The 25,081-nt window shown below is 62.0% G+C and carries 24 protein-coding genes; 9 read left to right on the forward strand and 15 right to left on the reverse strand.

Translation table 11 applies throughout. The features are described 5' to 3' along the window. Positions 1–43: 43 nt before the first annotated feature. The 8 genes from C6382_RS12215 to C6382_RS12250 are packed head-to-tail and all read right to left on the reverse strand — an operon-like array spanning position 44 to position 8,028. Positions 44–1,042: a septal ring lytic transglycosylase RlpA family protein gene (locus tag C6382_RS12215; RefSeq protein WP_107024731.1), complete on the reverse strand. Its 999-nt coding sequence runs from the start codon at positions 1,040–1,042 to the stop codon at positions 44–46. After that, positions 1,042–2,052 carry a lytic murein transglycosylase B gene (mltB, locus tag C6382_RS12220; RefSeq protein WP_107024732.1) on the reverse strand — a complete coding sequence of 337 codons (1,011 nt, stop codon included), beginning with the start codon at positions 2,050–2,052 and terminating at the stop codon, positions 1,042–1,044. Before mltB ends, C6382_RS12215 begins: the two co-directional genes overlap by 1 nt. A 17-nt stretch (positions 2,053–2,069) precedes the next feature. After that, on the reverse strand, positions 2,070–3,173 hold the full coding sequence (gene rodA / locus C6382_RS12225) for a rod shape-determining protein RodA (protein ID WP_178082771.1): 1,104 nt from the start codon (positions 3,171–3,173) through the stop codon (positions 2,070–2,072). A 38-nt stretch (positions 3,174–3,211) separates the two neighbouring features. Next, positions 3,212–5,101, reverse strand: a complete 1,890-nt coding sequence (mrdA, locus tag C6382_RS12230) for a penicillin-binding protein 2 (RefSeq protein WP_107024734.1) — start codon at positions 5,099–5,101, stop codon at positions 3,212–3,214. 16 nt (positions 5,102–5,117) lie between these two features. Continuing rightward, complete coding sequence (gene rlmH / locus C6382_RS12235) at positions 5,118–5,585, reverse strand: 23S rRNA (pseudouridine(1915)-N(3))-methyltransferase RlmH (RefSeq protein ID WP_010222895.1); 468 nt, start codon at positions 5,583–5,585, stop codon at positions 5,118–5,120. A gap of 9 nt (positions 5,586–5,594) precedes the next feature. Beyond that, positions 5,595–6,023: a ribosome silencing factor gene (gene rsfS, locus C6382_RS12240; RefSeq protein ID WP_107024735.1), complete on the reverse strand. Its 429-nt coding sequence runs from the start codon at positions 6,021–6,023 to the stop codon at positions 5,595–5,597. A 45-nt stretch (positions 6,024–6,068) separates the two neighbouring features. Then, on the reverse strand, positions 6,069–6,725 hold the full coding sequence (gene nadD / locus C6382_RS12245) for a nicotinate-nucleotide adenylyltransferase (RefSeq protein ID WP_107024823.1): 657 nt from the start codon (positions 6,723–6,725) through the stop codon (positions 6,069–6,071). 31 nt (positions 6,726–6,756) lie between these two features. Next, complete coding sequence (locus tag C6382_RS12250; protein ID WP_107024736.1) at positions 6,757–8,028, reverse strand: glutamate-5-semialdehyde dehydrogenase; 1,272 nt, start codon at positions 8,026–8,028, stop codon at positions 6,757–6,759. A 194-nt stretch (positions 8,029–8,222) separates the two neighbouring features. Between C6382_RS12250 and C6382_RS12255 the strand changes: the two genes are divergently transcribed. Continuing rightward, entirely contained in the window at positions 8,223–8,915 is a 693-nt protein-coding gene (locus C6382_RS12255) for a DNA-3-methyladenine glycosylase (protein WP_107024737.1), read from the forward strand. A gap of 4 nt (positions 8,916–8,919) precedes the next feature. Then, a complete protein-coding gene (locus tag C6382_RS12260; RefSeq protein ID WP_107024738.1) occupies positions 8,920–10,236 on the forward strand; it encodes a bifunctional DedA family/phosphatase PAP2 family protein in 1,317 nt (438 codons plus the stop codon). Between the two features lie 5 nt (positions 10,237–10,241). On the opposite strand, the gene C6382_RS12265 is transcribed toward C6382_RS12260, so the two are convergent. Genes C6382_RS12265 through C6382_RS12275 form a run of 3 tightly spaced genes read right to left on the reverse strand, consistent with a single transcriptional unit; the run spans position 10,242 to position 11,917 of the window. Continuing rightward, on the reverse strand, positions 10,242–10,832 hold the full coding sequence (locus tag C6382_RS12265) for an LON peptidase substrate-binding domain-containing protein (protein WP_107024739.1): 591 nt from the start codon (positions 10,830–10,832) through the stop codon (positions 10,242–10,244). 9 nt (positions 10,833–10,841) lie between these two features. Then, on the reverse strand, positions 10,842–11,552 hold the full coding sequence (locus tag C6382_RS12270) for an LrgB family protein (protein ID WP_178082773.1): 711 nt from the start codon (positions 11,550–11,552) through the stop codon (positions 10,842–10,844). Between the two features lie 2 nt (positions 11,553–11,554). Next, on the reverse strand, positions 11,555–11,917 hold the full coding sequence (locus C6382_RS12275) for a CidA/LrgA family protein (protein WP_107024741.1): 363 nt from the start codon (positions 11,915–11,917) through the stop codon (positions 11,555–11,557). Positions 11,918–12,086: 169 nt separating this feature from the next. Between C6382_RS12275 and C6382_RS12280 the strand changes: the two genes are divergently transcribed. From C6382_RS12280 to C6382_RS12290, 3 genes are all read left to right on the forward strand, one after another. Then, positions 12,087–12,542, forward strand: coding sequence for a MaoC family dehydratase (locus C6382_RS12280; RefSeq protein WP_107024742.1), 456 nt, complete (start codon positions 12,087–12,089; stop codon positions 12,540–12,542). Between the two features lie 88 nt (positions 12,543–12,630). Next, positions 12,631–14,361, forward strand: coding sequence for a C13 family peptidase (locus C6382_RS12285; RefSeq protein ID WP_107024743.1), 1,731 nt, complete (start codon positions 12,631–12,633; stop codon positions 14,359–14,361). Between the two features lie 26 nt (positions 14,362–14,387). Beyond that, positions 14,388–15,029, forward strand: coding sequence for an oxidoreductase (locus C6382_RS12290; RefSeq protein WP_107024744.1), 642 nt, complete (start codon positions 14,388–14,390; stop codon positions 15,027–15,029). A gap of 79 nt (positions 15,030–15,108) precedes the next feature. On the opposite strand, the gene C6382_RS12295 is transcribed toward C6382_RS12290, so the two are convergent. From C6382_RS12295 to C6382_RS12310, 4 genes are all read right to left on the reverse strand, one after another. Continuing rightward, positions 15,109–15,396, reverse strand: coding sequence for a YceK/YidQ family lipoprotein (locus C6382_RS12295; protein ID WP_107024745.1), 288 nt, complete (start codon positions 15,394–15,396; stop codon positions 15,109–15,111). Continuing rightward, complete coding sequence (gene ubiX / locus C6382_RS12300) at positions 15,393–16,022, reverse strand: flavin prenyltransferase UbiX (protein WP_107024746.1); 630 nt, start codon at positions 16,020–16,022, stop codon at positions 15,393–15,395. The genes C6382_RS12295 and ubiX overlap by 4 nt, the downstream gene beginning before the upstream one ends. After that, positions 16,019–17,368, reverse strand: coding sequence for a UDP-N-acetylmuramate:L-alanyl-gamma-D-glutamyl-meso-diaminopimelate ligase (gene mpl, locus C6382_RS12305; RefSeq protein WP_107024747.1), 1,350 nt, complete (start codon positions 17,366–17,368; stop codon positions 16,019–16,021). The genes ubiX and mpl overlap by 4 nt, the downstream gene beginning before the upstream one ends. 66 nt (positions 17,369–17,434) lie before the next feature. After that, a complete protein-coding gene (locus tag C6382_RS12310) occupies positions 17,435–19,357 on the reverse strand; it encodes a sigma-54-dependent Fis family transcriptional regulator (RefSeq protein WP_107024748.1) in 1,923 nt (640 codons plus the stop codon). A gap of 268 nt (positions 19,358–19,625) precedes the next feature. Here C6382_RS12310 and C6382_RS12315 point away from each other — a divergent pair, with 268 nt between their 5' ends. From C6382_RS12315 to eutC, 4 genes are all read left to right on the forward strand, one after another. Next, entirely contained in the window at positions 19,626–21,146 is a 1,521-nt protein-coding gene (locus C6382_RS12315) for an aldehyde dehydrogenase family protein (protein WP_107024749.1), read from the forward strand. Between the two features lie 111 nt (positions 21,147–21,257). Continuing rightward, a complete protein-coding gene (gene eat / locus C6382_RS12320) occupies positions 21,258–22,706 on the forward strand; it encodes an ethanolamine permease (protein WP_107024750.1) in 1,449 nt (482 codons plus the stop codon). 51 nt (positions 22,707–22,757) lie between these two features. Then, positions 22,758–24,152, forward strand: a complete 1,395-nt coding sequence (locus tag C6382_RS12325) for an ethanolamine ammonia-lyase subunit EutB (RefSeq protein WP_107024751.1) — start codon at positions 22,758–22,760, stop codon at positions 24,150–24,152. An 11-nt stretch (positions 24,153–24,163) separates the two neighbouring features. Further along, positions 24,164–24,988: an ethanolamine ammonia-lyase subunit EutC gene (gene eutC / locus C6382_RS12330; RefSeq protein WP_107024752.1), complete on the forward strand. Its 825-nt coding sequence runs from the start codon at positions 24,164–24,166 to the stop codon at positions 24,986–24,988. Positions 24,989–25,081: the final 93 nt, after the last annotated feature.

A 25,081-nucleotide genomic window follows, 5' to 3' on the forward strand; every position in this document is an offset into this window, starting at 1 on the left:
GCTGTTCCGCCCGCTTGCATGACAAACCGACCAGTCCCCCCGGTCAGTCCGCCGTGACAACTTTTGGCTGGCCAAGATTGGCCAGCCGCACACTGTCCTGCATCTGCTGGGCTTCACCCTGGCTGTTGATCGGCCCCATGCGTACGCGGTGCAGGGTCTGCTGGTTGCGCACGATCGAACTGATGAAGACCGGCGCGCTGACCATGCCGCTCAGCTTGGAGCGCAACAGCTCGGCGGCGTCCGGGTTGGCGAAGGCGCCGACCTGCAAGTAAAGACCATTACCGGCCTGGCTACTGTTACTGGCGATCTGCACCGGCACTACCGCCGCGGCATGCTGTTGCGGCGGAGGTGTCCATTGCTCGACGGCGCCAGTGCTGGTAGTCAACACCTGCGGCTGGGAAACCTGTGGCTGATCCAGCACCATCGGCGCCGGCTGGCCACGCTGGGCCCACCATTGTTTCGGGTCGATGCCCTCGACACGCACACGCGCGGTACCGGTTTCGGCGTAACCGAGTTTCTTCGCCGCCGCATAGGACAGGTCGATAATGCGGTCCGAATAGAACGGGCCGCGATCATTGACGCGCAGGATCACGCTGCGATGGTTGTCCAGGTTGGTGACCTTGACGTAGGCCGGCAGCGGCAGGGTCTTGTGCGCCGCGCTCATGCCGTAAAGGTCATAGACCTCGCCGTTGGCGGTGTTCTGACCGTGGAACTTGGTGCCGTACCATGACGCAGTGCCCTCGGCGCGGTAGTTGCGCGAGTCCTGGATCGGGAAGTAGGTCTTGCCCAATACGGTATAGGGGTTGGCCTTGTAGTTGCCGGTATGCACGGTCGGTGTGGCATCCGGGATCTTCGAGACATCGACGTCCCACCACGGCGCGCCGTCCTTGTGCGCACGGTTGATGTCCAGACCGGGCTTGGCCCGCACCACATGGGTGCCTTGCTGCGTCGATGGCTTACTTGAAGAGCAACTGGCCAGCATCAGGCCCAGGGCCGCGCAGCCGATCAGTTTGAGAGATGCATCAGAAAACATTACGCGCATTACTTGGCGCCCCGTGCTTGAACCAGCAGGTCCGATAGCTGATGTACCGCCATCGCATACATCACGCTGCGGTTGTAGCGAGTGATCGCGTAGAAGTTTTGCAGGCCCAGCCAGTATTCGGGGCCGTTGTCGCCTTCAAGCCGGAAAGCGGTGACCGGCAGATCATCGCGCAGCGCATCATGACTTGACCAGCCCAATGCCCGCAACTCCCCGACCGTCTTGACCGCGTCAATCCCGGGGGTCAGGCCCTCATCGATGCGATCACCAGTGGCGGTGGCACGGCTGACCACCGGCTCACCGGCGACCCAGCCATGACGCTTGAAGTAGCTGGCAACGCTGCCGATGGCATCGTCGGGGTTGTTCCAGATATTGATGTGGCCGTCACCGTCGAAGTCCACGGCGTAGGCGCGAAAGCTGCTGGGCATGAACTGCGGCAGGCCCATGGCGCCGGCGTAGGATCCCTTGAGGGTCAGCGGATCGACCTGTTCTTCACGCGCCAGCAAGAGGTACTCGCGCAGTTCTTTGCGGAAAAACTCGGCCCGTGGCGGGTAATCGAAACCCAGGGTCGAAAGCGCATCGATCACCCGGTAGTTGCCGGTGTTGCGGCCAAAAAAGGTTTCTACGCCGATAATCGACACGATCACCTGGGCCGGGACGCCATACTCCTGCTCGGCGCGGGCCAGGGTCGCTTCGTGCTGGCGCCAGAAATCCACGCCACGGGCGACCCGTGCGTCGGTGAGAAACATCGGCCGGTAATCCTTCCAGGGCTTTACCCGCTCGGCCGGCCGGGAAATCGCATCGAGGATCGACTGCTTGCGCTTGACGTCGCGAAACACATCCATCAACTGCTCGCTGGCAAAGCCATAATCGCGGGTCATCTCAGCGACGAACTCGGCTACCTGAGGCGAGCCGTCATAGTCGCCTGCGACCGCTTGCTGACCGCCACCGAGCAAGCCGAGCAGGCCCACCCAGGGCGCACAACGAGCTGCCCAGCCACGCATTGCTTGCATGTAATTCTTCACCTTATTCAAACCTGTGCAATCCATTTGCGATGCGTATGGATAGACATTAAAACGCCAAACGCTGACAGCAGCGTCACCAACGAAGTTCCGCCATAACTGATGAAGGGCAGTGGCACGCCCACCACGGGCAACAAGCCGCTGACCATACCGATATTGACGAACACATAAACGAAAAAGGTCATGGTCAGGCTGCCGGCCAGAAGCTTGCCGTAGAGCGTCTGGGCCTGGGCGGTAATCACCAGGCCACGGCCGATCAACAGCAGGTAGATCATCAGCAGCGCACAGATACCCACCAGGCCGAACTCCTCCCCCAGCACGGCAATGATGAAGTCGGTGTGGCTTTCCGGCAGGAAGTCCAGGTGCGACTGAGTACCCAGCAACCAGCCCTTGCCAAACACACCACCGGAACCGATGGCAGCCTTGGACTGGATGATGTTCCAACCGGTGCCCAACGGGTCGCTTTCCGGGTCGAGGAAGGTCAGTACACGCTGTTTCTGATAGTCGTGCATGACGAAGAACCACATGGCCACCGCCACCGGCACTGCGGCGGCGATCACACTGAAAATCCAGCGCCAGCGCAGACCGCCCATGAACAGCACAAAAGCGCCCGAGGCGAGGATCAGCAAGGCCGTTCCCAGGTCTGGCTGACGCACGATGAGGATGAACGGCACGCCAATCATGATCAGGCTGATCATCACATGCTTGAGGTGCGGCGGCAGGGAGCGCTTGGCCAGGTACCAGGCAATCGTCGCCGGCATGATGATTTTCATGAATTCCGAGGGCTGGAAGCGAATCACCCCGGGAATGTTGATCCAGCGTGTGGCGCCCATGGCGTTGTGGCCCATGACATCCACCACCACCAACAGGATCACCCCGCAGACGTAAGCCAAGGGCACCCAGCGCGCCATGAACCGCGGCTCCAGCTGGGCGATGACGAACATCGACACCAGACCGATGCCGAAAGAGCTGGCCTGTTTGAGCAGCAGGTCCCAGTTCTTGCCACTGGCCGAATAAAGGACGAACAGGCTGCCAGCCGCCAGGGTCAGCAGCAGGATCAGCAACGGGCCGTCGATGTGGATGCGCTGCAGGAAGCTGGCGCGGCGGCGCATCACATCCTCACTGGAGAGCATGCGATCGAAATTACTCATCACGGGGCCGATTCCTGGGCAATGGACGGGTTGGCGAATTCAGGCTTCAGGCGACCATCAGGGCCGAGCAACCAGGCATCCATGACCTGACGCACCACAGGCGCGGCAACGCCGGAACCGGACTCACCGTTCTCGACCATCACCGACACCACGATCTTCGGGTTGTCTGCCGGGGCGAAGCCGACGAACAGGGCGTGGTCGCGGTGACGCTCCTGCAGCTTGTTGCGGTCGTACTTCTCACCCTGCTTGATCGCCACCACCTGGGCGGTACCACTCTTGCCGGCAATCCGGTACTGCGCACCGATCGACGCCTTGCGCGCGGTACCACGGGCACCATGCATCACCTGCTCCATGCCGTGGGTGACCTTGTTCCAATCGGACTTGTCACGCAGGACGATGTCATCAATCGGGTTCTCGTCCACCGGCGGCAAGCCTTCGATGGTCTTGGCCAGGTGCGGACGGTTCCATTTGCCTTTGCTGGCGATCAGCGCAGTGGCCTGGGCCAGCTGCAATGGCGTGGTCTGCATGTAACCCTGGCCAATACCAAGGATCAGGGTTTCGCCCGGGAACCAGGCCTGACGACGGGTGGCCCGCTTCCACTCGCGCGAAGGCATCAGGCCGGGCGACTCCTCAAACATATCCAGCGAGACCTTCTTACCGATACCGAAGCGGTTCATATAGCTGGACAGGCGATCGATGCCCATCTTATGCGCCAGGTCGTAGAAGTAGGTGTCGTTGGAGCGCATGATCGCCGTGTCGAGGTCGACCCAGCCATCACCGCTGCGGTTCCAGTTACGGTATTTGTGATCGTAATTGGGCAGTTGGTAGTAACCGGGGTCGAACACTCGGCTCGATGCCGTCACCACGCCACTGTCCAGACCGGCAATGGCCACTGCTGGCTTGATTGTCGAGCCTGGCGGGTACAGCCCGCGCAGCACACGGTTGAACAGCGGCCGATCGATGGAGTCGCGCAGTTCGGCATAGGCCTTGAAGCTGATGCCGGTGACGAACAGGTTCGGATCGAAGCTCGGCTGGCTGACCATCGCCAGGACCTCGCCGGTGTTCGGATCGAGCGCGACAATGGCGCCACGACGCCCGGCCAGCGCTGCCTCGGCTGCTTCCTGCAACTTGATGTCAAGGCCCAGGACGATGTCCTTGCCGGGAATCGGGTTGGTGCGCTTGAGCACCCGTAATACCCGGCCACGGGCGTTGGTCTCGACCTCTTCGTAGCCGACCTGGCCATGCAACTCCGGCTCGTAGAAGCGCTCGATACCGGTCTTGCCGATATGGTGAGTACCGCTGTAGTTGACCGGATCGAGGGTCTTGAGCTCTTTCTCGTTGATCCGTCCGACGTAGCCGACCGAGTGGGCGAAATGTGCACCCTGCGGGTAATGCCGAACCAACTGGGCAACCACCTCGACACCGGGCAGGCGGAACTGATTCACCGCAACCCGGGCAATCTGCTCCTCGGTCAGCTCGAACAGGATCGGCACCGGCTCGAACGGCCGACGCCCCTGACGCATGCGCTTTTCGAATAGCGTACGGTCGTCCGGGGTGAGTTCCAGCACTTCGACGATCACATCGAGCACCTGCTGCCAGTCACCGGAGCGCTCACGGGTCATGCTCAGGCTGAAACTCGGTCGGTTATCGGCGACGATCACGCCATTACGGTCAAAAATAAGCCCGCGAGTCGGCGGAATCGGCTGCACATGCACCCTGTTATTTTCCGACAGGGTCGAGTGATAGTCGTACTGGATCACCTGCAGGTAATACAGACGCGCGATCAGCACACAGATCAGCAGGACGATCGCCACAGCACCGACCACGACGCGACTGCGCACCATACGGGCGTCTTTCTCGTGATCCTTGAGGCGAATCGGCTGCGTCATTGAAAGGCTTACAGGCTCATTTGTGGTAAGGGTGCCCGGACAACACAGTCCAGGCGCGGTACAGCTGTTCGCCGATCAGTATCCTTACCAATGGGTGCGGCAGGGTCAGCGGCGACAGCGACCAGCGCTGCTCGGCACGCGCGCAGACTTCCGGCGCCAGCCCTTCCGGGCCGCCGACCATGAAGTTCACGGTACGCGAGTCCAGGCGCCAGCGGTCCAGCTCGACCGCCAGTTGCTCGGTACTCCAGGGCTTGCCATGGACCTCCAGGGTGACAATACGTTCCCCTGGCTGGACTTTGGCGAGCATGGCCTCGCCCTCCTGACGAATCAGGCGGGCGACATCGGCATTCTTGCCCCGGGTATTGAGCGGTATTTCCACCAGCTCCAGCGACAGCTCCGAGGGCAGGCGCTTGGCATATTCATGCCAGCCGTCCTCGACCCACTTAGGCATGCGCGAGCCGACCGCGATCAGACGCAGACGCACGAGCCTTCCTTATTCCCGGTCTTTGAGATTGTCGGAATAGGCGTGGGTGTTTTCCGGGCTGTGGTGCTTGCCATCGGCGGCGCGGCTCTGCTCGGCACCCATCCACAGACGCTCAAGGTCGTAGAACTGACGGGCGGCGGCGGTCATCATGTGCACGATGACGTCATTGAGGTCGAGCAGCACCCAGTCGCTGTCGCCCTTGCCTTCTTCGCCCAGCGGCTGCACGCCCTTGGCCTTGACCTGCTCACGGACCTTTTCCAGCATCGCGCTGATCTGGCGGTTGGAGGTACCGGTGGCGATGATCATGTAGTCGGTCAGGCTGTGCTTTTCACGCACGTCGATAACCTGGATGTCCTGGGCCTTGACCTCTGCCAGGGCGTCTTTGGTCAGTTCGACCAGTTCTTCGGCACTGATGGCACTGATTTTTTGCTTGGTCATATAAAACTCATTCAATTCAATAGTGTGAGGTGCTTCACAGCACCTTCAGTTCGGCGCACGGTACAGGTTGTGCGCATCGATGTAGGCCAGTACTGCGTCCGGCACCAGAAACCGCACCGACTTGCCGCTGGCCAGCAGCTGTCGGATCTGCGTGGCTGACACCGCAAGCGGCGTCTGCCAGACGAATGCAATTTGTCCCGCCGGCCCAACCAGAGCCTGCGGATCACTGACTGAGCGTGCGGCCAACAGGTTGCGCAAGGCATCCGGTGGTTCGACGTCGGCATCCGGGCGTTGCAGCACCAGGATATGACAGTGTTGCAGCAATTCTTCCCAACGGTGCCAACTGGGCAGGCCGCAGAACGCGTCCCAGCCCAGCAGCAGAAACAGTTGGTCCGAAGCGACCATTTCGGCGCGCATCAGTTCAAGTGTTTCGATGGTATACGACGGCGTGTCGCGCGCCAGTTCTCGCGCATCCACCGACAAAGTCGGCACGCCTGCGACCGCACAACGGACCATTTCCAGGCGGTCCCGGGCCGATACTTGCGGCGTGCCCCGGTGCGGCGGGCGGGCATTGGGCATCAGCCGCAGCTCGTCCAGCGCCAGCACTTCGGCCACCTCAAGCGCACTGCGCAAGTGACCGATGTGTACCGGGTCGAATGTCCCGCCGAGCACGCCAATGCGCCGGGCGGGCGACATCGTCATGACTGCGGCGAGCGGTTTGCGCTCGGCCAAGTCAGAGCGACTCCTGCCCGCGCAGTTGACCGTCGCCGATCACCACGTATTTTTCACAGGTCAGGCCTTCCAGGCCGACCGGGCCGCGGGCATGCAGCTTGTCGGTGGAAATGCCGATTTCTGCGCCCAGGCCATACTCGAAACCGTCAGCAAAGCAGGTCGGGGTGTTGATCATCACCGAGGACGAATCGACCTCGGCAGTGAACTGCCGGGCCTGCCCCTGATGTTCGGTGACGATGGAGTCGGTGTGATGCGAGCCATAATGATTGATGTGTTCAATGGCCTGGTCCAGGCCGTCGACCACGCGGATCGACAGAATCGCTGCCAGATACTCGGTGCTCCAGTCTGCTTCGGTGGCCGGTACGGCATCGATAATCTGGCAGGTACGCTCACAACCGCGCAGCTCGACGCCTTTTTCCCGAAATTGACCGGCCATTTCCGGCAGGAAGTCCGCCGCGACCGACTGATCGACCAGCAGGGTTTCCATCGCGCCACAAATGCCATAACGGTAGGTTTTGGCGTTGAAGGCAATGCGTCGGGCTTTGTCCAGCTCAGCGTGCTCGGCCACATAAACGTGGCAGATACCGTCCAGATGCTTGATGACCGGCACCCGTGCATCACGGCTGATGCGTTCGATCAGGCCCTTGCCGCCGCGCGGCACGATCACATCGACATACTCAGGCATGCTGATCAACGCGCCGACGGCTTCGCGGTCGGTGGTTTCCACGACCTGCACCACCGCAGCCGGCAGGCCGGCTTCGGCCAGGCCACGCTGGATACAGGCGGCAATCGCGCGATTGGAATGAATGGCTTCGGAGCCACCGCGCAGGATGGTGGCGTTGCCCGACTTCAGGCACAGGCTGGCCGCATCGATGGTCACGTTCGGCCGCGACTCGTAGATGATCCCGATCACGCCCAGCGGCACGCGCATCTTGCCAACCTGGATACCCGAAGGCCGATAGCTCATGTCGCGGATCGCCCCGACCGGATCTGGCAGGCTGGCCACCTGGCGTAGGCCGACGATCATGCCATCGATCCGCGCCGGGGTCAGCGCCAGGCGCTCAAGCATGGCCGGTTCCAGACCATTGGCGCGGCCAGCGGCCAGGTCCAGTTCATTGGCGGCAGACAGCTCGGCGCGCGCGGCGTCCAGGGCATTGGCCGCAGCCTGCAGCGCACGGTTCTTCTGCGCGGTACTGGCGCGGGCGATGACGCGGGCAGCTTCACGGGCGGCGCGACCCAGGCGGGTCATGTAGTCAAGAACGGACTCAGTCATGGGCTCAGTGTCTTGGCGAAGGGGAAATCGGCTGATTATAACTGGCACGCCGCCCCACGCCCAGCGGTGACAGGCGGATGGTCGAAAACAGTGTTGATTGTGCCTTACAAGCCCACACCCACAAGCCGCTGTTCAGCATCGATTAAGTCAGAAATTGCTATCATCGCCGACCTGACCACCGCGAATCCGCCCGCATGCCCGACTCAGCCCCCTGCCCGTCCCGAGCCCTGCCCGACAGCTTCTTCGAGCGCGACGCTCAGGAACTGGCCAAAGCCCTGCTGGGCAAGGTCATCCGCCACCGCCACGGCCCGTACTGGCTGGCGGCACGGATCATCGAGACCGAGGCCTATTACCTGAGCGACAAAGGCAGCCACGCCTCGCTCGGCTATACCGAAAAGCGCAAGGCGCTGTTCCTCGATGGCGGCCACATCTACATGTACTACGCACGCGGCGGCGACTCGCTGAACTTCAGCGCCCATGGCCCGGGCAATGCCGTGCTGATCAAGTCGGCCTATCCGTTCGTCGACGCCATCAGCGACGACAACAGCCTGGCGCAGATGCAACTGAACAACCCCGATGCCAGCGGCCAGGCCCGCCCCGCCGAACGCCTGTGCGCCGGGCAGACGCTGCTGTGCAAGGCCCTGGGGCTGAAAGTGCCGCATTGGGACGGCAAACGCTTCGACCCCGAGCAACTGTTTGTCGAAGACTGCGGTATCAATGTGAAACACATTATTCAAAGCGCCCGCCTGGGCATTCCCCATGGCCGCGACGAACATCTGCCCTACCGTTTCGTCGATGCCGACTTTGCCCGCCATTGCACACGGAACCCGCTGCGTCGGGGCCAAGTCGAAGGCCGCGACTTCTTTCTACTGACACAAGGAAACTGACACGATGGGCCAATGGCTCGACAGCCTGACCGGTTGGCTAGGCAGCAACCCGCAATGGCTTGGCTTGGCGATTTTTCTGGTGGCCTGCGTGGAGTGCCTGGCCATCGCCGGGATCATCGTGCCTGGCACCGTACTGCTGTTCGCTGTGGCCGTGCTGGCTGGCAGCGGCGCCCTGTCACTGGGCGAAACCCTGCTGCTGGGGTTCTTCGGTGGCCTGCTGGGTGATGCCATCTCCTACACCCTGGGGCGCAAGTTCCATCAGAACATCCGGCGCCTGCCCTTGTTGCGCCACCACCCGGAATGGATCGGCAGCGCCGAAACCTATTTCCAGCGCTACGGTATCGCCAGCCTGCTGGTCGGTCGCTTCATCGGGCCACTGCGCCCAATGCTGCCAATGGTCGCCGGTATGTTCGACATGCCCCTGCCGCGCTTTATTGCGGTCAGCCTGCTGGCCGGTGCCGGTTGGTCGGTCGCTTACCTGCTGCCTGGCTGGGCGACCGGCGCGGCCATGCGCTTGCCGCTGCCTGAGGGGTTCTGGCTCGATGCGGGAATGATTGCCGCAGGGCTGGCCATTCTGGTTGGCGTCAGCATCAACTGCAGCCTGCGCAGCATGCGCCGCGGTACCCGGGTGATCGCCGGTCTCAGTCTGCTGGCCCTGGCAGCGCTGTTTGTCGGCTGGCCGTATTTGCATGAATTCGATCAGGGTTTGATGACGCTGATCCAGGAACATCGCAGCAACGTCATCGATGGCAGCGTGGTGCTGATCACGCGCATGGGTGATTTTCGCACCCAGTTCTTCCTCGGTGGCTTGCTGACCGGCCTGTTGTTGCTGGCACGTCAATGGCGTCCGGCGATCTTTGCCGGTGCCACCCTGATCGGTACGGCCCTGGCCAATGGCAGCCTGAAATGGTTGTTCGCCCGTGCCCGCCCGGAAGTACTGAGCGATCCCTTGACCACCTACAGCATGCCCAGCGGCCACAGTTCGGCCGCCTTCGCGTTTTTTCTGGTGCTGGCGGTACTAGCCGGACGCGGCCAGCCGGCGCGCATGCGCCTGACCTGGATCATGCTGGGGTGTTTGCCGGCACTGGCCATTGCACTGTCGAGGGTTTACCTGGGCGCGCACTGGCCAACCGATATCCTCGCCGGGGCCATGCTCGCCTGCTGTATCTGCGCCACCAGCCTGACGCTGACCCAGCATCGCGAGCCGATCACCGCCCTGCCGTTGAAAGTCTGGTGGCTGATTCTGCCGGCCTGCGTGGCGCTACTGGCGTTCTTCAGCCTGCATTCGCTGCCGCACGCCCTGCTGCGTTATCAGTACTGAGGGGCTCAGGCGAACAATTCGCCTTGCAGTCGGTCAAGCAATGCCTGGATAGCGTCCAGGCGTTGCCGAGGTGAGTCGATGGCCAGCAGGTCGAGCTTATCCTCTTCGACAAAGGGCAGCAGATAAGCCAACTGGTTGGCCAATGCCTGTTGACCTGTGACCGTCACCGGCATGCCCAGTGACGCGACCATCGGATGCTCGCCCAGCGCTTGCAGCAGCGCCAGCAAGTCATGATGATCGTCCGCCAGCGGCATGTCGTCCCCCTCTGGCAGCCAGGACACATCGGCGACAAGCAGTTGGTCCTTCTGCACTTCGAAAGGCCCGACGCGAAAACGCCGGGTACCCTCGACACGAATGCCCAGCAGGCCGTTGTCCTGCTGCTGAAAGTCGCGAATCACTGCCTCACAACCTATCTGCGAAAAGCCCGTCGGTGCCTTGCCGACCTGCTCGCCTTCAAGAATGCAGACAACACCAAAACCGCCGCTCCGCTTCATGCAGCGGCCGATCATGTCCAGGTAGCGTGCCTCGAAGATCTGCAGATCGAGAAAGCAGCCTGGAAACAACACGGTATTGAGCGGAAACAGCGGTAAGGTCATTGCAACTCCTCAAGCAACCAGGCTGACCGCCAGCGGCAGGAACACCGCCGTGGCAACGCCCATCAGACTCATCGCCAGGGCCGCAAAGGCCCCGCATTCATCACTTTCCTGCAGGGCCACCGAAGTGCCCACTGCGTGAGCGGTCACGCCCAGCGCCATGCCCCGCGCCTCCGGGCTGTGCACACCACACCGCGACAGCAAGCCAGGGCCGAAGATCGCGCCAATCACCCCGGTGATCAACACGAACACCGCTGCCAGGGCGGCCACACCACCGATCTGCTCGGCCACCAGCATGGCGATGGGCGAGGTCACCGACTTGGGCGCCATGGTCATCAGGATCATGTGCTCGGCGCCAAACCACCAGCCCAGCAGCAGACAAGCGACCGTCGCGACGACCCCTCCGATTACCAGCGTAGTAAAGGTCGGCCAGAACAGCTGACGAATCCGCCGCAGATTGAGATATAGCGGTACCGCCAGCGCCACAGTCGCAGGCCCCAGAAGGATACTCATGATCTCGGTACTTTTGCGGTACTCGCTGTAAGTCAGGCCACAGGTGAGCAGTACGCCAATGACCACCAGCATCGACACCAACACCGGCTGCAGGAAAATCCAGCGGGTCTTCTCATAGGCCGCCAGCACCAGTTGATACGCCCCAAGGGTGATGCCGATCCCGAACAATGGATGGTGAATGACCGCATCCAGCGCGCCGCTCCAGTCCAGGCTCATGGCTGCTCCTCACGCTTGATCTGACGGGCGATGAGCTTTTGCATCAGCACCCCGACGAAGGCCAGGGTGAGCAGTGCTGAAATCACCAGGGCACCGGCGATGGCCCAGAAATCCGCGGCGATATCCGCGGCGTAGACCATCACGCCCACCGCTGGCGGCACCAGCAGCAAAGGCAAGTAGCGCAACAGACTATTGGCCGCCTCGCTCAGCGGCGCGCCCACTTCACCGCGTACCATGAGAAACACCAGCAGCAGTAAAAGGCCAATGATCGGCCCGGGCAAGATGGGCACAAACAAGTGATTGATTGCCGTGCCAAGCAATTGAAACAACACCAGCCAGGTCAAACCACGCAACAGCATAAGTATCTCCTTCGGGCCTGGTGGCCATTATAAGCATGCTAACGACCTGCCTATAACCTGATATTCGTCGAAAACATGCCGACTTGACCGCTTTGAACAGGCGTGCTGATCTTAGGCATTCGAATCTGCCGAAGTCATAAGAAAACCAAAAAACACCTGGAGAGTCACAATGCCCTATGTACCTGTTGCAGAGCTTTCGCAGTACGTTGGAAAGGAACTGGGATGTTCCGAATGGCTGACCATCGATCAAGACCGCATCAACCTGTTTGCCGAAGCCACTGGCGACTTTCAGTTCATCCATATCGATCCTGTGAAGGCGGCAAAAACGCCATTTGGCAGCACCATCGCCCACGGTTTTCTCACCCTGTCGCTGATCCCCAAACTCATGGAAGGCATTCTGGTCCTGCCGCAAGGCCTGAAGATGGTCGTCAACTACGGCCTGGATAGCGTGCGTTTCATCCAGCCGGTGAAGGTCAACAGCAAGGTACGACTCAAAGTTGGCCTGAGCGACGCCACCGAGAAAAAGCCGGGCCAATGGCTGCTCAAGATCACCGCCACCCTGGAAATCGAAGGCGAGGAAAAGCCCGCCTACATTGCCGAGCCGCTGACACTCTGCTTCGTCTGAGGCCGCCCTGCACTGAAACAGCCTGTGCGGCTGTTTCAGCCTGTACATTGTGCGGCATACTCGGGGCCTTACCCGTCCGGACCCCGTCATGCGCCCACTTGTTCCTCTCGCTCTGACCTTGCTGCTCGCCGCCTGTGGCGATGGTGAACCACTGTCCCCAGCTGATGCCCGCCTGCCCGATGGCGGCCGCTACCGGGGGCAGGTCGTCGATGGCCTGCTGCAAGGTGAAGGACGCATCGATTACCCCAACGGCAGCTGGTATGCCGGCACCTTCCAGAATGGCCAGTGGCACGGCCAGGGTGAGTGGCATGGCAGCACCGGCGAAGTCTACCGAGGCCAGTTCCAGCACGGCCTGTTCCATGGCCTGGGCACCCTGAAGACACCGGGCAGCGGTTACACCGGCAGCTTCAAGCTGGGGCGCCGCGATGGCGAGGGTACCCTGAAAGAAACCGGCCTGTTGTATCGCGGCCAGTTCAAGGACGACCAATACCATGGCGCCGGGCATCTGGAGCTGGCCGACGGCAGCCAGTACCAGGGCCTGTTTGCCCGCGGCAAACCCAATGGCGAAGGGATCCGCAGCGATGCCAGTGGCAACCAGTTCAGCGGTCGCTTCGTCAACGGCCAGCTCGAAGGCAGTGGCACCTTCAATAGCGCCGAAGGCGACCAGTACATCGGCGCCTTTCGTGACAATCATCTGGAAGGCCGCGGCCGCTACGAAAGCAGCGACGGCGATGTCTGGATCGGCCAGTTCGAGGACGGCACACTCAACGGCAAGGGTGAGCTGATCGGTGCCGATGGCAGCCACTACAAGGGCGACTTTGTCGACTGGCGCTTCTCCGGCAAGGGCCGCCTGCAATTGGCTGACGGCAGCCTCTATGTCGGCGAATTCGACAACGACACCTACCAGGGGCATGGCCGCCTGACCTTGACCGATGGCAGTAGCCAGAGTGGTTACTGGGTCAATGGCCAGCGCCTACGCGACGAACAGGGCCGCCTGTTACCCGACCCGTTGGAGCTGGCCTTGCTCAATCAAGGTCGCCTGCTGGAACAGGCCCAGGCCAAGGTGCCGGCATCGACGCCGGAAATCGAACTATACAGCCTGGCCCTGGCTGGCGACGGCAAGCAAAGCGTGTTTCTGCGCGAAGTCGACTATGTCAGCAACTTGCTCAAGAGCCGCTTTGGCGCGGTGGGCCAGATCAACCTGATCAATCACCGCGACCACCTCGATGACCGAGCACTGGCAACTCGCGAGAACCTTGCCCGGGCGGCGCGGACCCTGGCCGAGCGTAGCGGCCCCGAAGACCTGGTGTTCATCTACTTGACCAGCCATGGCAGCGACGAACACGAACTGGTGCTGGACCTGCCGCGCATGCAACTGGCCGACCTGCCCGCCGACGCCCTGGCCAGTGCTTTGGCGCCATTAAAAGATCGCGACAAGGTTATCGTCATCTCGGCCTGCTACTCGGGGGGATTCATCGACTCGCTCAAGGACAACAGAACTCTGATCATGACGGCCGCTCGCGCCGACCGTGTATCTTTTGGCTGCTCTGACGCAGCCGACTTCACCTATTTCGGTGACGCGTTGTTCGCCCAGGCCCTGAACCAGACCGACGACCTGCGCCAAGCCTTCGACCTGGCCAGCGCCAGCATTGCCGAGCGTGAGGCGGCAGAAGGATTCGAAGCATCCGAGCCGCAGATCTGGGCGCCCAGCGAGGTGCTCGCGCACTGGCAACGGCTGCGCCAGCAACAGGCACGCAAAGCGTTACAGAGCAATGCGGAGAATGAGGCTGGACATGCAAAAAATGCCAGCAGCCACTAAGCTGACTGTATCAAGGGAGAGACATCATGTACTTGACGCCTCAGCATATCCTGCTTGCCGGAGCCACCGGTCTCACCGGTGAACATTTACTCGATCGGCTGCTCAACGAGCCAACCGTCAGCCGAGTACTGGCCCCTACCCGCCGGCCCTTGGCCGAACACCCGCACCTGGAAAATCCGGTCGGCGATCCCGCGCTGTTCCTGCCGCAGCTGGCCGGTCGTGTCGACATCGCCTTCTGCTGCCTGGGCACCACGATCAAACAGGCCGGTTCCGAGCCCGCCTTCCGCGCCGTCGACCTGGACATGGTCGTGGCCTTCGGCAAGCGTGCCCGGGAGATGGGGGCACGGCACCTGCTGGTGGTCAGCGCCATGGGCGCCGACCGCAGATCACCGATTTTCTACAACCGAGTCAAGGGTGAGATGGAATACGCGCTGAAGGCCCAGGATTGGCCGCAGCTAACCATTGCCCGACCTTCCCTGCTGCTCGGTGACCGGGCGGAGCCACGTCTGGCCGAGCGGATTGCCGGCCCCTTGTCGAAACTGATTCCCGGTAAATACCGTGGTATCGAAGCCTGCCAGCTGGCCCGGGCGCTGTGGCGCCTGGCACTGGAGGAACAGGATGGCATTCGTATTGTCGAGTCCGATGAATTGCGCAAGCTCGGGAAATAATCGCGGGGCAAGCCCACACAGGCAGAGTGACAACCCTGTGGGAGCGGCGGTGCGACTTGCCCCGCGATAAGTTCACCCGTTACAACCCGCCAGTCGCCTGAAACCCTATCCCCAACGCGGTCAACACCGACAAGGGCAACAACAAGGTATCCAGCAAAGCGCTACCCGGCAGATCCAGCCCTGGATAGCGCGGAGCCTCGGCGCCAAAACGGTCCATGGCACAGCAACCACCCCGTAACGCATACAAATCCAGACGCGTACCGCTATACACCAACGGTGCCCCCGGCTTGGCCGCATCCAGCGTGCGCACCGTCGCGCAACCGCTAAGCAGCAAAACCAACAGGCCTACGCCAAGCAGTCGCTTCATTCATCAGCGCCGAAGTGATGTTCACCCCAACGCGGCAGCATGTCCTGGGGAATATTCAGCACATTGAGAATCCGCGCCACGACAAAGTCGATCAGGTCGTCGATGGTCTGTGGCTGATGGTAGAACCCCGGCGCTGCCGGCAGGATCACCGCGCCCATGTTCGACAACTTGAGCATGTTCTCCAGGTGAATGGTCGAGAATGGCGCCTCACGCGGCACCAGGACCAACTGGCGACGCTCCTTCAAGGTAACGTCCGCCGCGCGCTCGATCAGGTTGTTGCAGGCACCGGTGGCAATGGCAGAAAGCGTACCGGTGGAGCACGGCACCACCACCATCGCCGCCGGTGCACCAGAACCGGAAGCCACCGGTGACATCCAGTCCTCCTTGCCATACACGCGAATCTGCCCGGCGGCAGCGCCGGTGTACTCGGTCAGGAAGGCCTGCATCGCCTGAGGTTTGGCCGGAAGCACCACATCGGTCTCGGTCGACATCACCAGTTGCGCCGCCTTGGAGATCAGGAAATGCACCTCGCGGTCTTCGCGCACCAGACAATCAAGTAGGCGCAATCCATATTGCGCCCCCGAGGCCCCGGTCATTGCCAGAGTGATGCGTTCCGGCCCGCTCATTTCAGCGCCTCGGCCAGCTTGCCATGCAGCCCGCCAAAGCCGCCGTTGCTCATGATCACCACCTGGGTGCCTGGCGTGGCCTGGCTTTTGACCTGTTCGATGATCGCTTCAAGGCTGTCAGCGACGACAGAAGGGACCTTACACTCGGCGGCGGTGGCAGCCAGGTCCCAACCGAGGTTAGGTGGCGCGTACCAGATGACCTGATCGGCATCGTTGACGCTTTCTGGCAAGCCATCACGGTGCGCGCCAAGCTTCATCGAGTTGGAACGCGGCTCGATTACCGCGATCAGCGGTGCATCGCCAATGCGCTTGCGCAGGCCGTCGAGAGTGGTGGCAATCGCGGTCGGGTGATGAGCAAAGTCGTCATAGATCGTCACGCCCTGCACTTCAGCGACTTTTTCCATACGCCGTTTAACGCTTTTGAAAGCACTCAGCGCAGCAATACCCATCGCTGGCACCACGCCAACATGGCGAGCAGCGGCCAGGGTCGCCAACGCGTTGGCGACGTTGTGCTGACCGCTCAGCTCCCACTCGACCACGCCCTGGGTTTCGCCTTCGAAACTGACTTCAAAGCGCGAGCCGTCGGCGCTGAGCAGTTTGACCTGCCACTGTCCGCCTTCGCCAGTGGTCTGCACCGGTGTCCAGCAGCCCATCTTGATCACCCGCTCCAGAGCCGGTTCGGTCGTTGGATGAATGACCAGGCCTTCGCTCGGGATAGTGCGCACCAGATGATGGAACTGCCGCTCGATAGCGGCCAGGTCAGGGAAGATATCGGCGTGATCGAACTCAAGGTTGTTGAGGATCGCGGTGCGGGGACGGTAGTGCACAAACTTCGAGCGTTTGTCGAAGAAGGCGCTGTCGTATTCATCGGCCTCGACCACGAAGAACGGCGTGCCGCCCAGACGTGCCGACACCGAGAAGTTCTGCGGCACGCCACCGATCAGGAAGCCCGGACTCATGCCCGCATGCTCCAGCACCCAGGCCAGCATGCTGCTGGTGGTGGTTTTGCCGTGGGTACCGGCCACTGCCAGCACCCAGCGCCCTTGCAGGACGTGGTCAGCCAGCCATTGCGGTCCCGATACGTAAGGCAGGCCTTTGTTGAGCACATACTCAACGGCCGGGTTACCCCGTGACAGGGCGTTGCCGATCACCACCAGGTCGGGTGCCGGGTCCAGCTGGGCGGCGTCATAACCCTGGGTCAGTTCGATGCCCTGGGCTTGCAGCTGAGTGCTCATGGGCGGATAGACATTGGCGTCGGAGCCGGTGACCCGATGCCCGAGCTCTTTGGCCAGCACTGCCAGAGAGCCCATGAAAGTGCCGCAAATACCAAGAATATGAATGTGCATTATCGACCTCGCAAAACGTCGAGGCAGGGTAGCCCAGGGCGCGGGAATTCGCATCCTGTGTTTCGCTCAAAGGCTACGGGCGATGCCATGTTTGCGAAGTTTTCGATACAAGGTATTGCGGCTGACGCCGAGCTGCGCGGCGACATGGGTCATGTGCCAACGGTGTTGCTCCAGGCTGCTGAGCAATGCTGTGCGCTCGGCATCCTCCAACGGCAATTCACTTTTACCCTGTGGGAGCGGCGCGGCGGCGACAGCGCCCTGACGAACGATGGGCGGCAGATCGCGCAGTTTGATACAGCCGTCATCACACAGCGCCACCAAGGTACGCAAGACGTTGCGTAACTGGCGCACGTTACCCGGCCAGGCAAACGCCAGCAGGCCATCTCGCGCGGCAGGCTCGACACTGATAGCCTGATCGCCAGCCTCCTCAGCAAGAATGAAATCAAGCAACTGCGCTTTGTCACTGCGCTCACGCAATGCCGGCAGCGCGACCTCCAGACCATTGAGCCGGTAATAAAGGTCTTCACGGAAACTGCCGTCTTCTACCCGCCCCAGCAGGTTACGGTGGGTAGCACTGATGATGCGCACGTTGACCGCCTGCGGCTCGCCACCGATCGGCACCACCATGCGGTCTTCCAGCACCCGCAACAGACGGGTCTGCAGGGCCAGGGGCATGTCACCGATTTCATCCAGCAACAAGGTGCCGCCATCGGCCTGTTGCAGCTTGCCGCGCATGCCTTCCTTGCGGGCGCCGGTAAAACTGCCACCGCGATAGCCGAACAACTCGCTCTCGATCAGACTTTCCGGAATCGAGGCGCAGTTCAAGGCGACAAACGCACGGTCGCGACGCTGGCTGGCCTGGTGCACAGCCTTGGCAAAGGCCTCCTTGCCACTGCCGGTTTCACCATTGATCAACAACGGAACATCACGTTCGAACACCCGCACGGCACGGCGAAAATCATGCTGCAGGGCCGGATCAAGCAGGCAGATCGTCCCCGCCTTTTCAACCTTGGCGCCCGGGACTGGCGTTGGCAACGAAGGTGGCACCGGCTGGCGCACCTGGCCCCGCAGACTGGCGAACAGCAAGCGGCCATCGCGGGTACGCAGCGGCCAGCTGGCACTGGCGTGCGTGGTGGCGCGGCTGAACAACTCATCCAGGGCACAGTCGAAAAACATCTCCACCGACTTGCCCAACGCGCCGCCACGAACCGTAGCGAGCAGGTTCAAGGCGCTCTGGTTGACCGCGCAGATCCGCCCGTCGCCATCGAACGCCAGCAACCCTTCACTGAACAGGCCGACCGATTCGGCTTGCAGATGAAAACGTAGCAGCCACTGGTTCTCGAAGTAGCGCAGGAAATAACAGCTCTCGATCATCTTCGCCGAGAGATTGACCAGGGCCATGGTGTGGAACTGGCTCTGGCGCGACACGTCCGGGCGCGCCGAAGACACATCGAGCACCGCCAGCAGTTCACCGTGCGGATCGAACACCGGACTGGCCGAACAGGTCAGGCCAGTGTGCCTGCCCCGAAAGTGTTCATCTTGATGGATGGTCAGCGCCTGCCGCTCGACCAGGCATGTACCGATGCCGTTGGTGCCCTCGCGGGCCTCGCTCCAGTCGGCGCCCAGCCACAGCCCGGCACGCTCGAACCCCCGCCGCTCGGTGGCCGCGGTGACGCAATTGAGGATCACCCCACGGGCATCGGTCAACAACACCGCATGCCCCGCTCCGGACAACTGCTGGTGCAGGCTGTTCATCTCATTGCCGGCAATCTGCAGCACCTGCTGCAGGCGCTCGCGGCTCTCGAGCACGCGGCCATGCTCAAGCACGGTCGGCGCCATGCTCTGCGCCGGGTCCAGGTGGTAGTCCTCAAGGCAGCGCAACCATGAGCGGGCAATCGACGGATCGCTGCCTGGCCCGTGCAGCTGTGCCTTACCCTGGGTCACCGTGAGCACTTGCCGGGCGTGCCGGCTGAGGTGATTGTTCTGCACTTTTTATTGTTCTCCGCAGACGAGATTGGCCCAGCATCCTCCACCCGCCCGCGCATTGCAATGTTGGCTTGACCGCTGGGTCACAGCCTGTGCCATTAGCGGTACAAAGTGTCACCCACGCTGTACCGACGCTGCTACATCGCCACCTTCCGCCGCCCGTCAAAACCTCGCAAGCCCTTGATTTTACTAGGCCTGAAAACACTGGCCCAGGCCTTGCTCTATGCTTTGGATATCCTCCCCAACAAACACAATAGCCAGGAGACACACCATGCGTTACGCACATCCCGGTACCGAAGGCGCCAAGGTTTCCTTCAAGAGCCGTTATGGCAACTACATCGGTGGCGAGTTCGTAGCTCCAGTCAAGGGGCAGTACTTCGAAAACACCTCACCGGTGAACGGCCAACTGATTGCCGAATTCCCGCGCTCCAGCGCCGAAGACGTTGAAAAGGCCCTGGACGCCGCCCATGCTGCTGCAGACGCCTGGGGCACGACCTCGGCGCAAGCGCGCTCGCTGGTCCTGCTGAAAATCGCCGACCGCATCGAACAGAACCTCGAACTGCTGGCCATCACCGAGACCTGGGACAACGGCAAAGCCATTCGCGAGACCCTTAACGCCGACATCCCGCTCGCCGCCGACCACTTCCGTTACTTCGCCGGCTGCCTGCGCGCCCAGGAAGGCGGCGCGGCAGAAATCGACGGCAACACCGTGGCCTACCACCTGCATGAACCACTGGGCGTGGTCGGGCAGATCATCCCGTGGAACTTCCCGATCCTGATGGCCGCCTGGAAACTGGCGCCAGCCCTGGCAGCCGGCAACTGCGTGGTACTCAAGCCGGCCGAACAGACCCCGCTGGGCATCACCGTGCTGCTGGAAATCATCGGCGACCTGCTGCCCCCGGGCGTACTCAACGTGGTGCAAGGCTATGGCCGCGAAGCCGGTGAAGCCCTGGCCACCAGCAAGCGCATTGCCAAGATCGCCTTCACCGGCTCCACCCCGGTGGGCTCGCACATCATGAAGTGTGCCGCCGAGAACATCATCCCGTCGACCGTGGAACTGGGCGGCAAATCGCCGAACATCTTCTTTGAAGACATCATGCAGGCCGAGCCTGCCTTCATCGAAAAAGCCGCCGAGGGCCTGGTACTGGCGTTCTTCAACCAGGGCGAAGTGTGCACCTGCCCATCGCGGGCGCTGGTGCAAGAGTCGATCTACCCGGCATTCATGCAAGAGGTGATGAAGAAGATCAAACAGATCAAGCGCGGCGACCCGCTGGATACCGACACCATGGTCGGCGCCCAAGCGTCCGAGCAGCAGTTCGACAAGATCCTCTCGTACCTGGAAATCGCCGAGAAGGAAGGCGCCGAACTGCTCACCGGCGGCAAGGTGGAAAAACTCGAAGGCAGCCTGTCGACCGGTTACTACATCCAGCCGACCCTGCTCAAAGGCACCAACCAGATGCGCGTGTTCCAGGAAGAAATCTTCGGCCCGGTGGTGAGCGTCACCACCTTCAAGGACGAAGCCGAGGCGCTGGCCATCGCCAACGACACCGAGTTCGGTCTTGGTGCAGGCGTCTGGACCCGCGACATCAACCGCGCCTACCGTATGGGCCGCGGCATCAAGGCGGGCCGCGTATGGACCAACTGCTACCACCTGTACCCGGCTCATGCCGCGTTCGGTGGCTACAAAAAGTCCGGCGTCGGCCGTGAAACCCACAAAATGATGCTCGACCACTACCAGCAAACCAAAAACCTGCTGGTCAGCTACGACATCAATCCGCTGGGCTTCTTCTAACCCGCAAACAGAGCGGTCCCCGCACGGGACCGCTCTGGCTCGCTTCCTGCAAGACCATCACCACAGGAACCGGCACGTGCCGGTGACGATAAAAAAAAACAGGTGAACCCTATGCCAAGCGATCACTCCGGCAGCGTGCCGGCAGGCTCTTCTGTTGACTTCGAAAAAGTCGGCAACGATTACTTCCAACAACGTGAACTGAAAAAGGGCGCGGCAGGCTGGGTACTGCTGGTCGGCCTCGGCGTTGCCTATGTGATTTCCGGCGACTACGCCGGCTGGAACTTCGGCCTGGCCCAGGGCGGTTGGGGTGGGATGTTCCTCGCTACCTTGCTGATGGCAACCATGTACCTGTGCATGTGTTTCTCCCTGGCCGAGTTGTCCTCGATGATCCCCACCGCCGGTGGCGGCTACGGCTTTGCCCGCAGCGCATTCGGCCCCTGGGGCGGATTCCTCACCGGCACCGCAATCCTGATCGAATACGCCATCGCCCCGGCAGCGATTGCCGTGTTCATCGGCGCCTATTGTCAGTCGCTGTTCGGTATCGGCGGCTGGATGATCTACCTGGCCTTCTACATCATCTTTATCGGTATCCACATCTTCGGGGTGGGTGAGGCGCTAAAGTTGATGTTCATCATCACCGCCGTGGCGGCCATTGCCCTTGGCGTGTTCCTGGTGGCCATGGTGCCGCATTTTGATGTCAACAACCTGTTCGACATCGCCCAGACCGATGCCGTTGGCGCCAGTAGCTTCCTGCCGTTCGGCTATGTCGGCGTGTGGGCGGCGATCCCCTACGCGATCTGGTTCTTCCTCGCCGTCGAAGGCGTGCCGCTGGCCGCTGAAGAAACCAAGAATCCCAAGCGTGACCTGCCTCGCGGTCTGATCGGCGCCATGTTGGTGCTGCTCGCCTTCGCCTTGCTGATCCTGGTGGTCGGCCCTGGCGGCGCCGGTGCCGAAGCGCTGAAAAGCTCGGGCAACCCGCTGGTCGAAGCGCTGGCCAAAGCCTACGGCGGCTCGACCTGGATGGGCGGTTTCGTCAACCTGGTGGGCTTGGCCGGTTTGATCGCCAGCTTCTTCTCGATCATCTACGCCTACTCCCGGCAGATCTTCGCTTTGTCCCGTGCTGGCTACCTGCCGCGCAAGCTCTCGGAAACCAACAAGAGCAAGGCCCCCGTCCTGGCCCTGGTGATCCCAGGCGTCATCGGTTTCGCCCTGTCGCTGACTGGCCAGGGCGACCTGCTGATCCTGGTTGCGGTGTTCGGCGCTACGCTGTCTTATGTATTGATGATGGCCGCGCACATTACCCTGCGCATCAAACGCCCTAAAATGGAGCGCCCATACCGCACGCCGGGCGGCATCTTCACTTCGGGCGTGGCCCTGGTGCTGGCGTGCATCGCTGTGGTCGCCGGCTTCCTGGTTGACCCACGGGTGGTGATTGGCGCTGCGATCATCTATGGCGTACTGATTGCCTACTTTGCGTTCTACAGCCGGCACCACCTGGTAGCCGGGACACCGGAAGAGGAATTCGCCGCGATCCAGAAGGCCGAACAGGCCCTGCACTGATCAACGCTATCTGCGCCGCAGGTAAAGCCTGCGGCGTTCTGGAGATTCTGTATGGCAAGTTTTGTACACACGGCAGGTCAGCAGACCTACCGCTTCGACAGCCTCAAAGAAGTGATGGCCAAGGCCAGCCCGGCGCGCTCGGGTGACTTTCTCGCCGGCGTTGCGGCCAGCAACGACGGCGAACGGGTTGCCGCACAGATGGCCTTGGCCGATATCCCGCTCAAGCACTTTCTCAACGAAGCACTGATCCCCTACGAAGAAGACGAAGTCACCCGCCTGATCATCGACACCCACGATACCAACGCCTTTGCCCCGGTCAGCCACCTGACCGTCGGCGGCCTGCGCGACTGGCTGCTCAGCGATCAGGCCGATGAGGCCAGCCTGCGCGCCCTGGCACCGGGGCTGACCCCGGAAATGGCCGCTGCCGTGTCAAAGATCATGCGCGTGCAGGACCTGGTACTGGTGGCGCAAAAGATCCGTGTAGTAACTCGCTTTCGCGGCACCATGGGCCTGCGCGGACGGCTGTCGACCCGCCTGCAACCCAACCACCCGACCGACGAACCGGCCGGGATCGCCGCGAGCATTCTCGACGGCCTGCTCTACGGCAACGGTGACGCCATGATCGGCATCAACCCGGCCACCGACAGCATCGCCTCGATCTGCGCCCTGCTGGAAATGCTCGACGCCATCATCCAGCGCTACAACATCCCCACCCAGGCCTGCGTGCTGACCCACGTAACCACCTCGATCGAAGCGATCAACCGCGGCGTGCCGCTGGACCTGGTGTTCCAGTCGATCGCCGGCACCGAGGCGGCCAACGCCAGCTTCGGCATCAACCTCAATGTCCTCAAAGAAGGCTACGAAGCGGGCCTGAGCCTCAATCGCGGCACCCTCGGGCAGAACCTGATGTACTTCGAAACCGGTCAGGGCAGCGCACTGTCGGCCAACGCCCACCATGGCCTCGACCAGCAGACCTGCGAAACCCGCGCCTATGCCGTGGCCCGCCACTTCAAGCCGTTTCTGGTCAACACCGTGGTCGGCTTCATCGGCCCGGAGTATTTGTACAACGGCAAGCAGATCATCCGCGCCGGGCTTGAAGACCACTTCTGCGGCAAGTTGCTCGGCGTACCCATGGGCTGTGACATTTGCTACACCAACCATGCCGAAGCCGACCAGGACGACATGGACATGCTCCTGACCCTGCTCGGTGTAGCCGGGATCAACTTCATCATGGGCATCCCCGGCTCCGACGACATCATGCTCAACTACCAGACCACCTCGTTCCACGATGCGCTGTATGCCCGCCAGACCCTGGGCCTGAAACCGGCACCAGAGTTCGAAGCCTGGCTGGCGCGCATGGGCATCTTCACCCAGGCCGATGGCCGGGTGCGTTTCGGTGACAACCTGCCCCCGGCCTTTCGCCAGGCCCTGGCACAACTGGGATAAGCGAGGTGACCATGGACAACACCCCACAGCACGACAACAGCGCCAATCCCTGGCTGGAGCTGCGCCGCCTGACCCCGGCGCGCATTGCCCTGGGCCGCACCGGCACCAGCCTGCCAACCAGTGCCCAGCTGGACTTCCAGTTCGCCCATGCCCAGGCCCGCGACGCCGTGCACCTGGCCTTTGATCATCAGGGGCTGCGCAGCCAGTTGCGTGAACGCCAGCACGACAGCCTGCTGCTGCACAGCGCCGCTGCCGACCGCGACAGCTATCTGCAACGTCCTGATCTGGGCCGACGCCTGCACCCGGACTCGGCGCAACAGCTGCGCGCGCATGCCCAGGCCAACCCCGGCGGCGTGGACCTGGCCATCGTTGTCGCCGACGGCCTCTCGGCCCTGGCGGTGCACCGTCATACCCTGCCGTTTTTGAGCCGTTTCGAAGAACAGTCTGCCGCCGAAGGCTGGTCAACCTCACCGGTGATTCTGGTGGAACAGGGCCGCGTGGCAGTGGCCGACGAAGTGGGCGAACTGCTCGGGGCGAAAATGACCGTGATCCTGATCGGCGAGCGCCCGGGCCTGAGTTCCCCTGACAGCCTAGGCCTGTATTTCACCTACAACCCCAAAGTCGGCCTGACCGACGCCTACCGCAACTGCATCTCCAATGTGCGCCTGGAAGGCCTCAGCTATGGCATGGCCGCCCATCGCCTGCTGTACCTGATGCGCGAGGCGTGCCGACGGCAGCTGTCCGGGGTCAACCTCAAGGATGAGGCGCAAGTGCATACACTGGAGGCAGACACCAACACACCAAACAAAGGAAACTTCCTGTTAAGCAAACCTTGAAGTGCAAACGTTTCGTAGATTGCACTTTCTAATTCGCTTCAGGCAGCATCTGCCAAGGCGGCCGGCGATTTGCCGCACACTCCCATGGACCCT

The sequence above is a fragment of the Pseudomonas sp. BBP2017 genome (assembly GCF_003024385.1).
Lineage (GTDB): Bacteria > Pseudomonadota > Gammaproteobacteria > Pseudomonadales > Pseudomonadaceae > Aquipseudomonas.

Bases quoted from the DNA above. Each gene is read 5' to 3' on its own strand.
- C6382_RS12215 (WP_107024731.1), bottom strand. From the start codon at position 1,042: ATGCGCGTAATGTTTTCTGATGCATCTCTCAAACTGATCGGCTGCGCG.
- mltB (WP_107024732.1), bottom strand. From the start codon at position 2,052: ATGCAAGCAATGCGTGGCTGGGCAGCTCGTTGTGCGCCCTGGGTGGGC.
- rodA (WP_178082771.1), bottom strand. From the start codon at position 3,173: ATGCGCCGCCGCGCCAGCTTCCTGCAGCGCATCCACATCGACGGCCCG.
- mrdA (WP_107024734.1), bottom strand. From the start codon at position 5,101: ATGACGCAGCCGATTCGCCTCAAGGATCACGAGAAAGACGCCCGTATG.
- rsfS (WP_107024735.1), bottom strand. From the start codon at position 6,023: ATGACCAAGCAAAAAATCAGTGCCATCAGTGCCGAAGAACTGGTCGAA.
- nadD (WP_107024823.1), bottom strand. From the start codon at position 6,725: ATGACGATGTCGCCCGCCCGGCGCATTGGCGTGCTCGGCGGGACATTC.
- C6382_RS12250 (WP_107024736.1), bottom strand. From the start codon at position 8,028: ATGACTGAGTCCGTTCTTGACTACATGACCCGCCTGGGTCGCGCCGCC.
- C6382_RS12255 (WP_107024737.1), top strand. From the start codon at position 8,223: ATGCCCGACTCAGCCCCCTGCCCGTCCCGAGCCCTGCCCGACAGCTTC.
- C6382_RS12260 (WP_107024738.1), top strand. From the start codon at position 8,920: ATGGGCCAATGGCTCGACAGCCTGACCGGTTGGCTAGGCAGCAACCCG.
- C6382_RS12265 (WP_107024739.1), bottom strand. From the start codon at position 10,832: ATGACCTTACCGCTGTTTCCGCTCAATACCGTGTTGTTTCCAGGCTGC.
- C6382_RS12275 (WP_107024741.1), bottom strand. From the start codon at position 11,917: ATGCTGTTGCGTGGTTTGACCTGGCTGGTGTTGTTTCAATTGCTTGGC.
- C6382_RS12280 (WP_107024742.1), top strand. From the start codon at position 12,087: ATGCCCTATGTACCTGTTGCAGAGCTTTCGCAGTACGTTGGAAAGGAA.
- C6382_RS12285 (WP_107024743.1), top strand. From the start codon at position 12,631: ATGCGCCCACTTGTTCCTCTCGCTCTGACCTTGCTGCTCGCCGCCTGT.
- C6382_RS12290 (WP_107024744.1), top strand. From the start codon at position 14,388: ATGTACTTGACGCCTCAGCATATCCTGCTTGCCGGAGCCACCGGTCTC.
- C6382_RS12295 (WP_107024745.1), bottom strand. From the start codon at position 15,396: ATGAAGCGACTGCTTGGCGTAGGCCTGTTGGTTTTGCTGCTTAGCGGT.
- ubiX (WP_107024746.1), bottom strand. From the start codon at position 16,022: ATGAGCGGGCCGGAACGCATCACTCTGGCAATGACCGGGGCCTCGGGG.
- mpl (WP_107024747.1), bottom strand. From the start codon at position 17,368: ATGCACATTCATATTCTTGGTATTTGCGGCACTTTCATGGGCTCTCTG.
- C6382_RS12315 (WP_107024749.1), top strand. From the start codon at position 19,626: ATGCGTTACGCACATCCCGGTACCGAAGGCGCCAAGGTTTCCTTCAAG.
- eat (WP_107024750.1), top strand. From the start codon at position 21,258: ATGCCAAGCGATCACTCCGGCAGCGTGCCGGCAGGCTCTTCTGTTGAC.
- C6382_RS12325 (WP_107024751.1), top strand. From the start codon at position 22,758: ATGGCAAGTTTTGTACACACGGCAGGTCAGCAGACCTACCGCTTCGAC.
- eutC (WP_107024752.1), top strand. From the start codon at position 24,164: ATGGACAACACCCCACAGCACGACAACAGCGCCAATCCCTGGCTGGAG.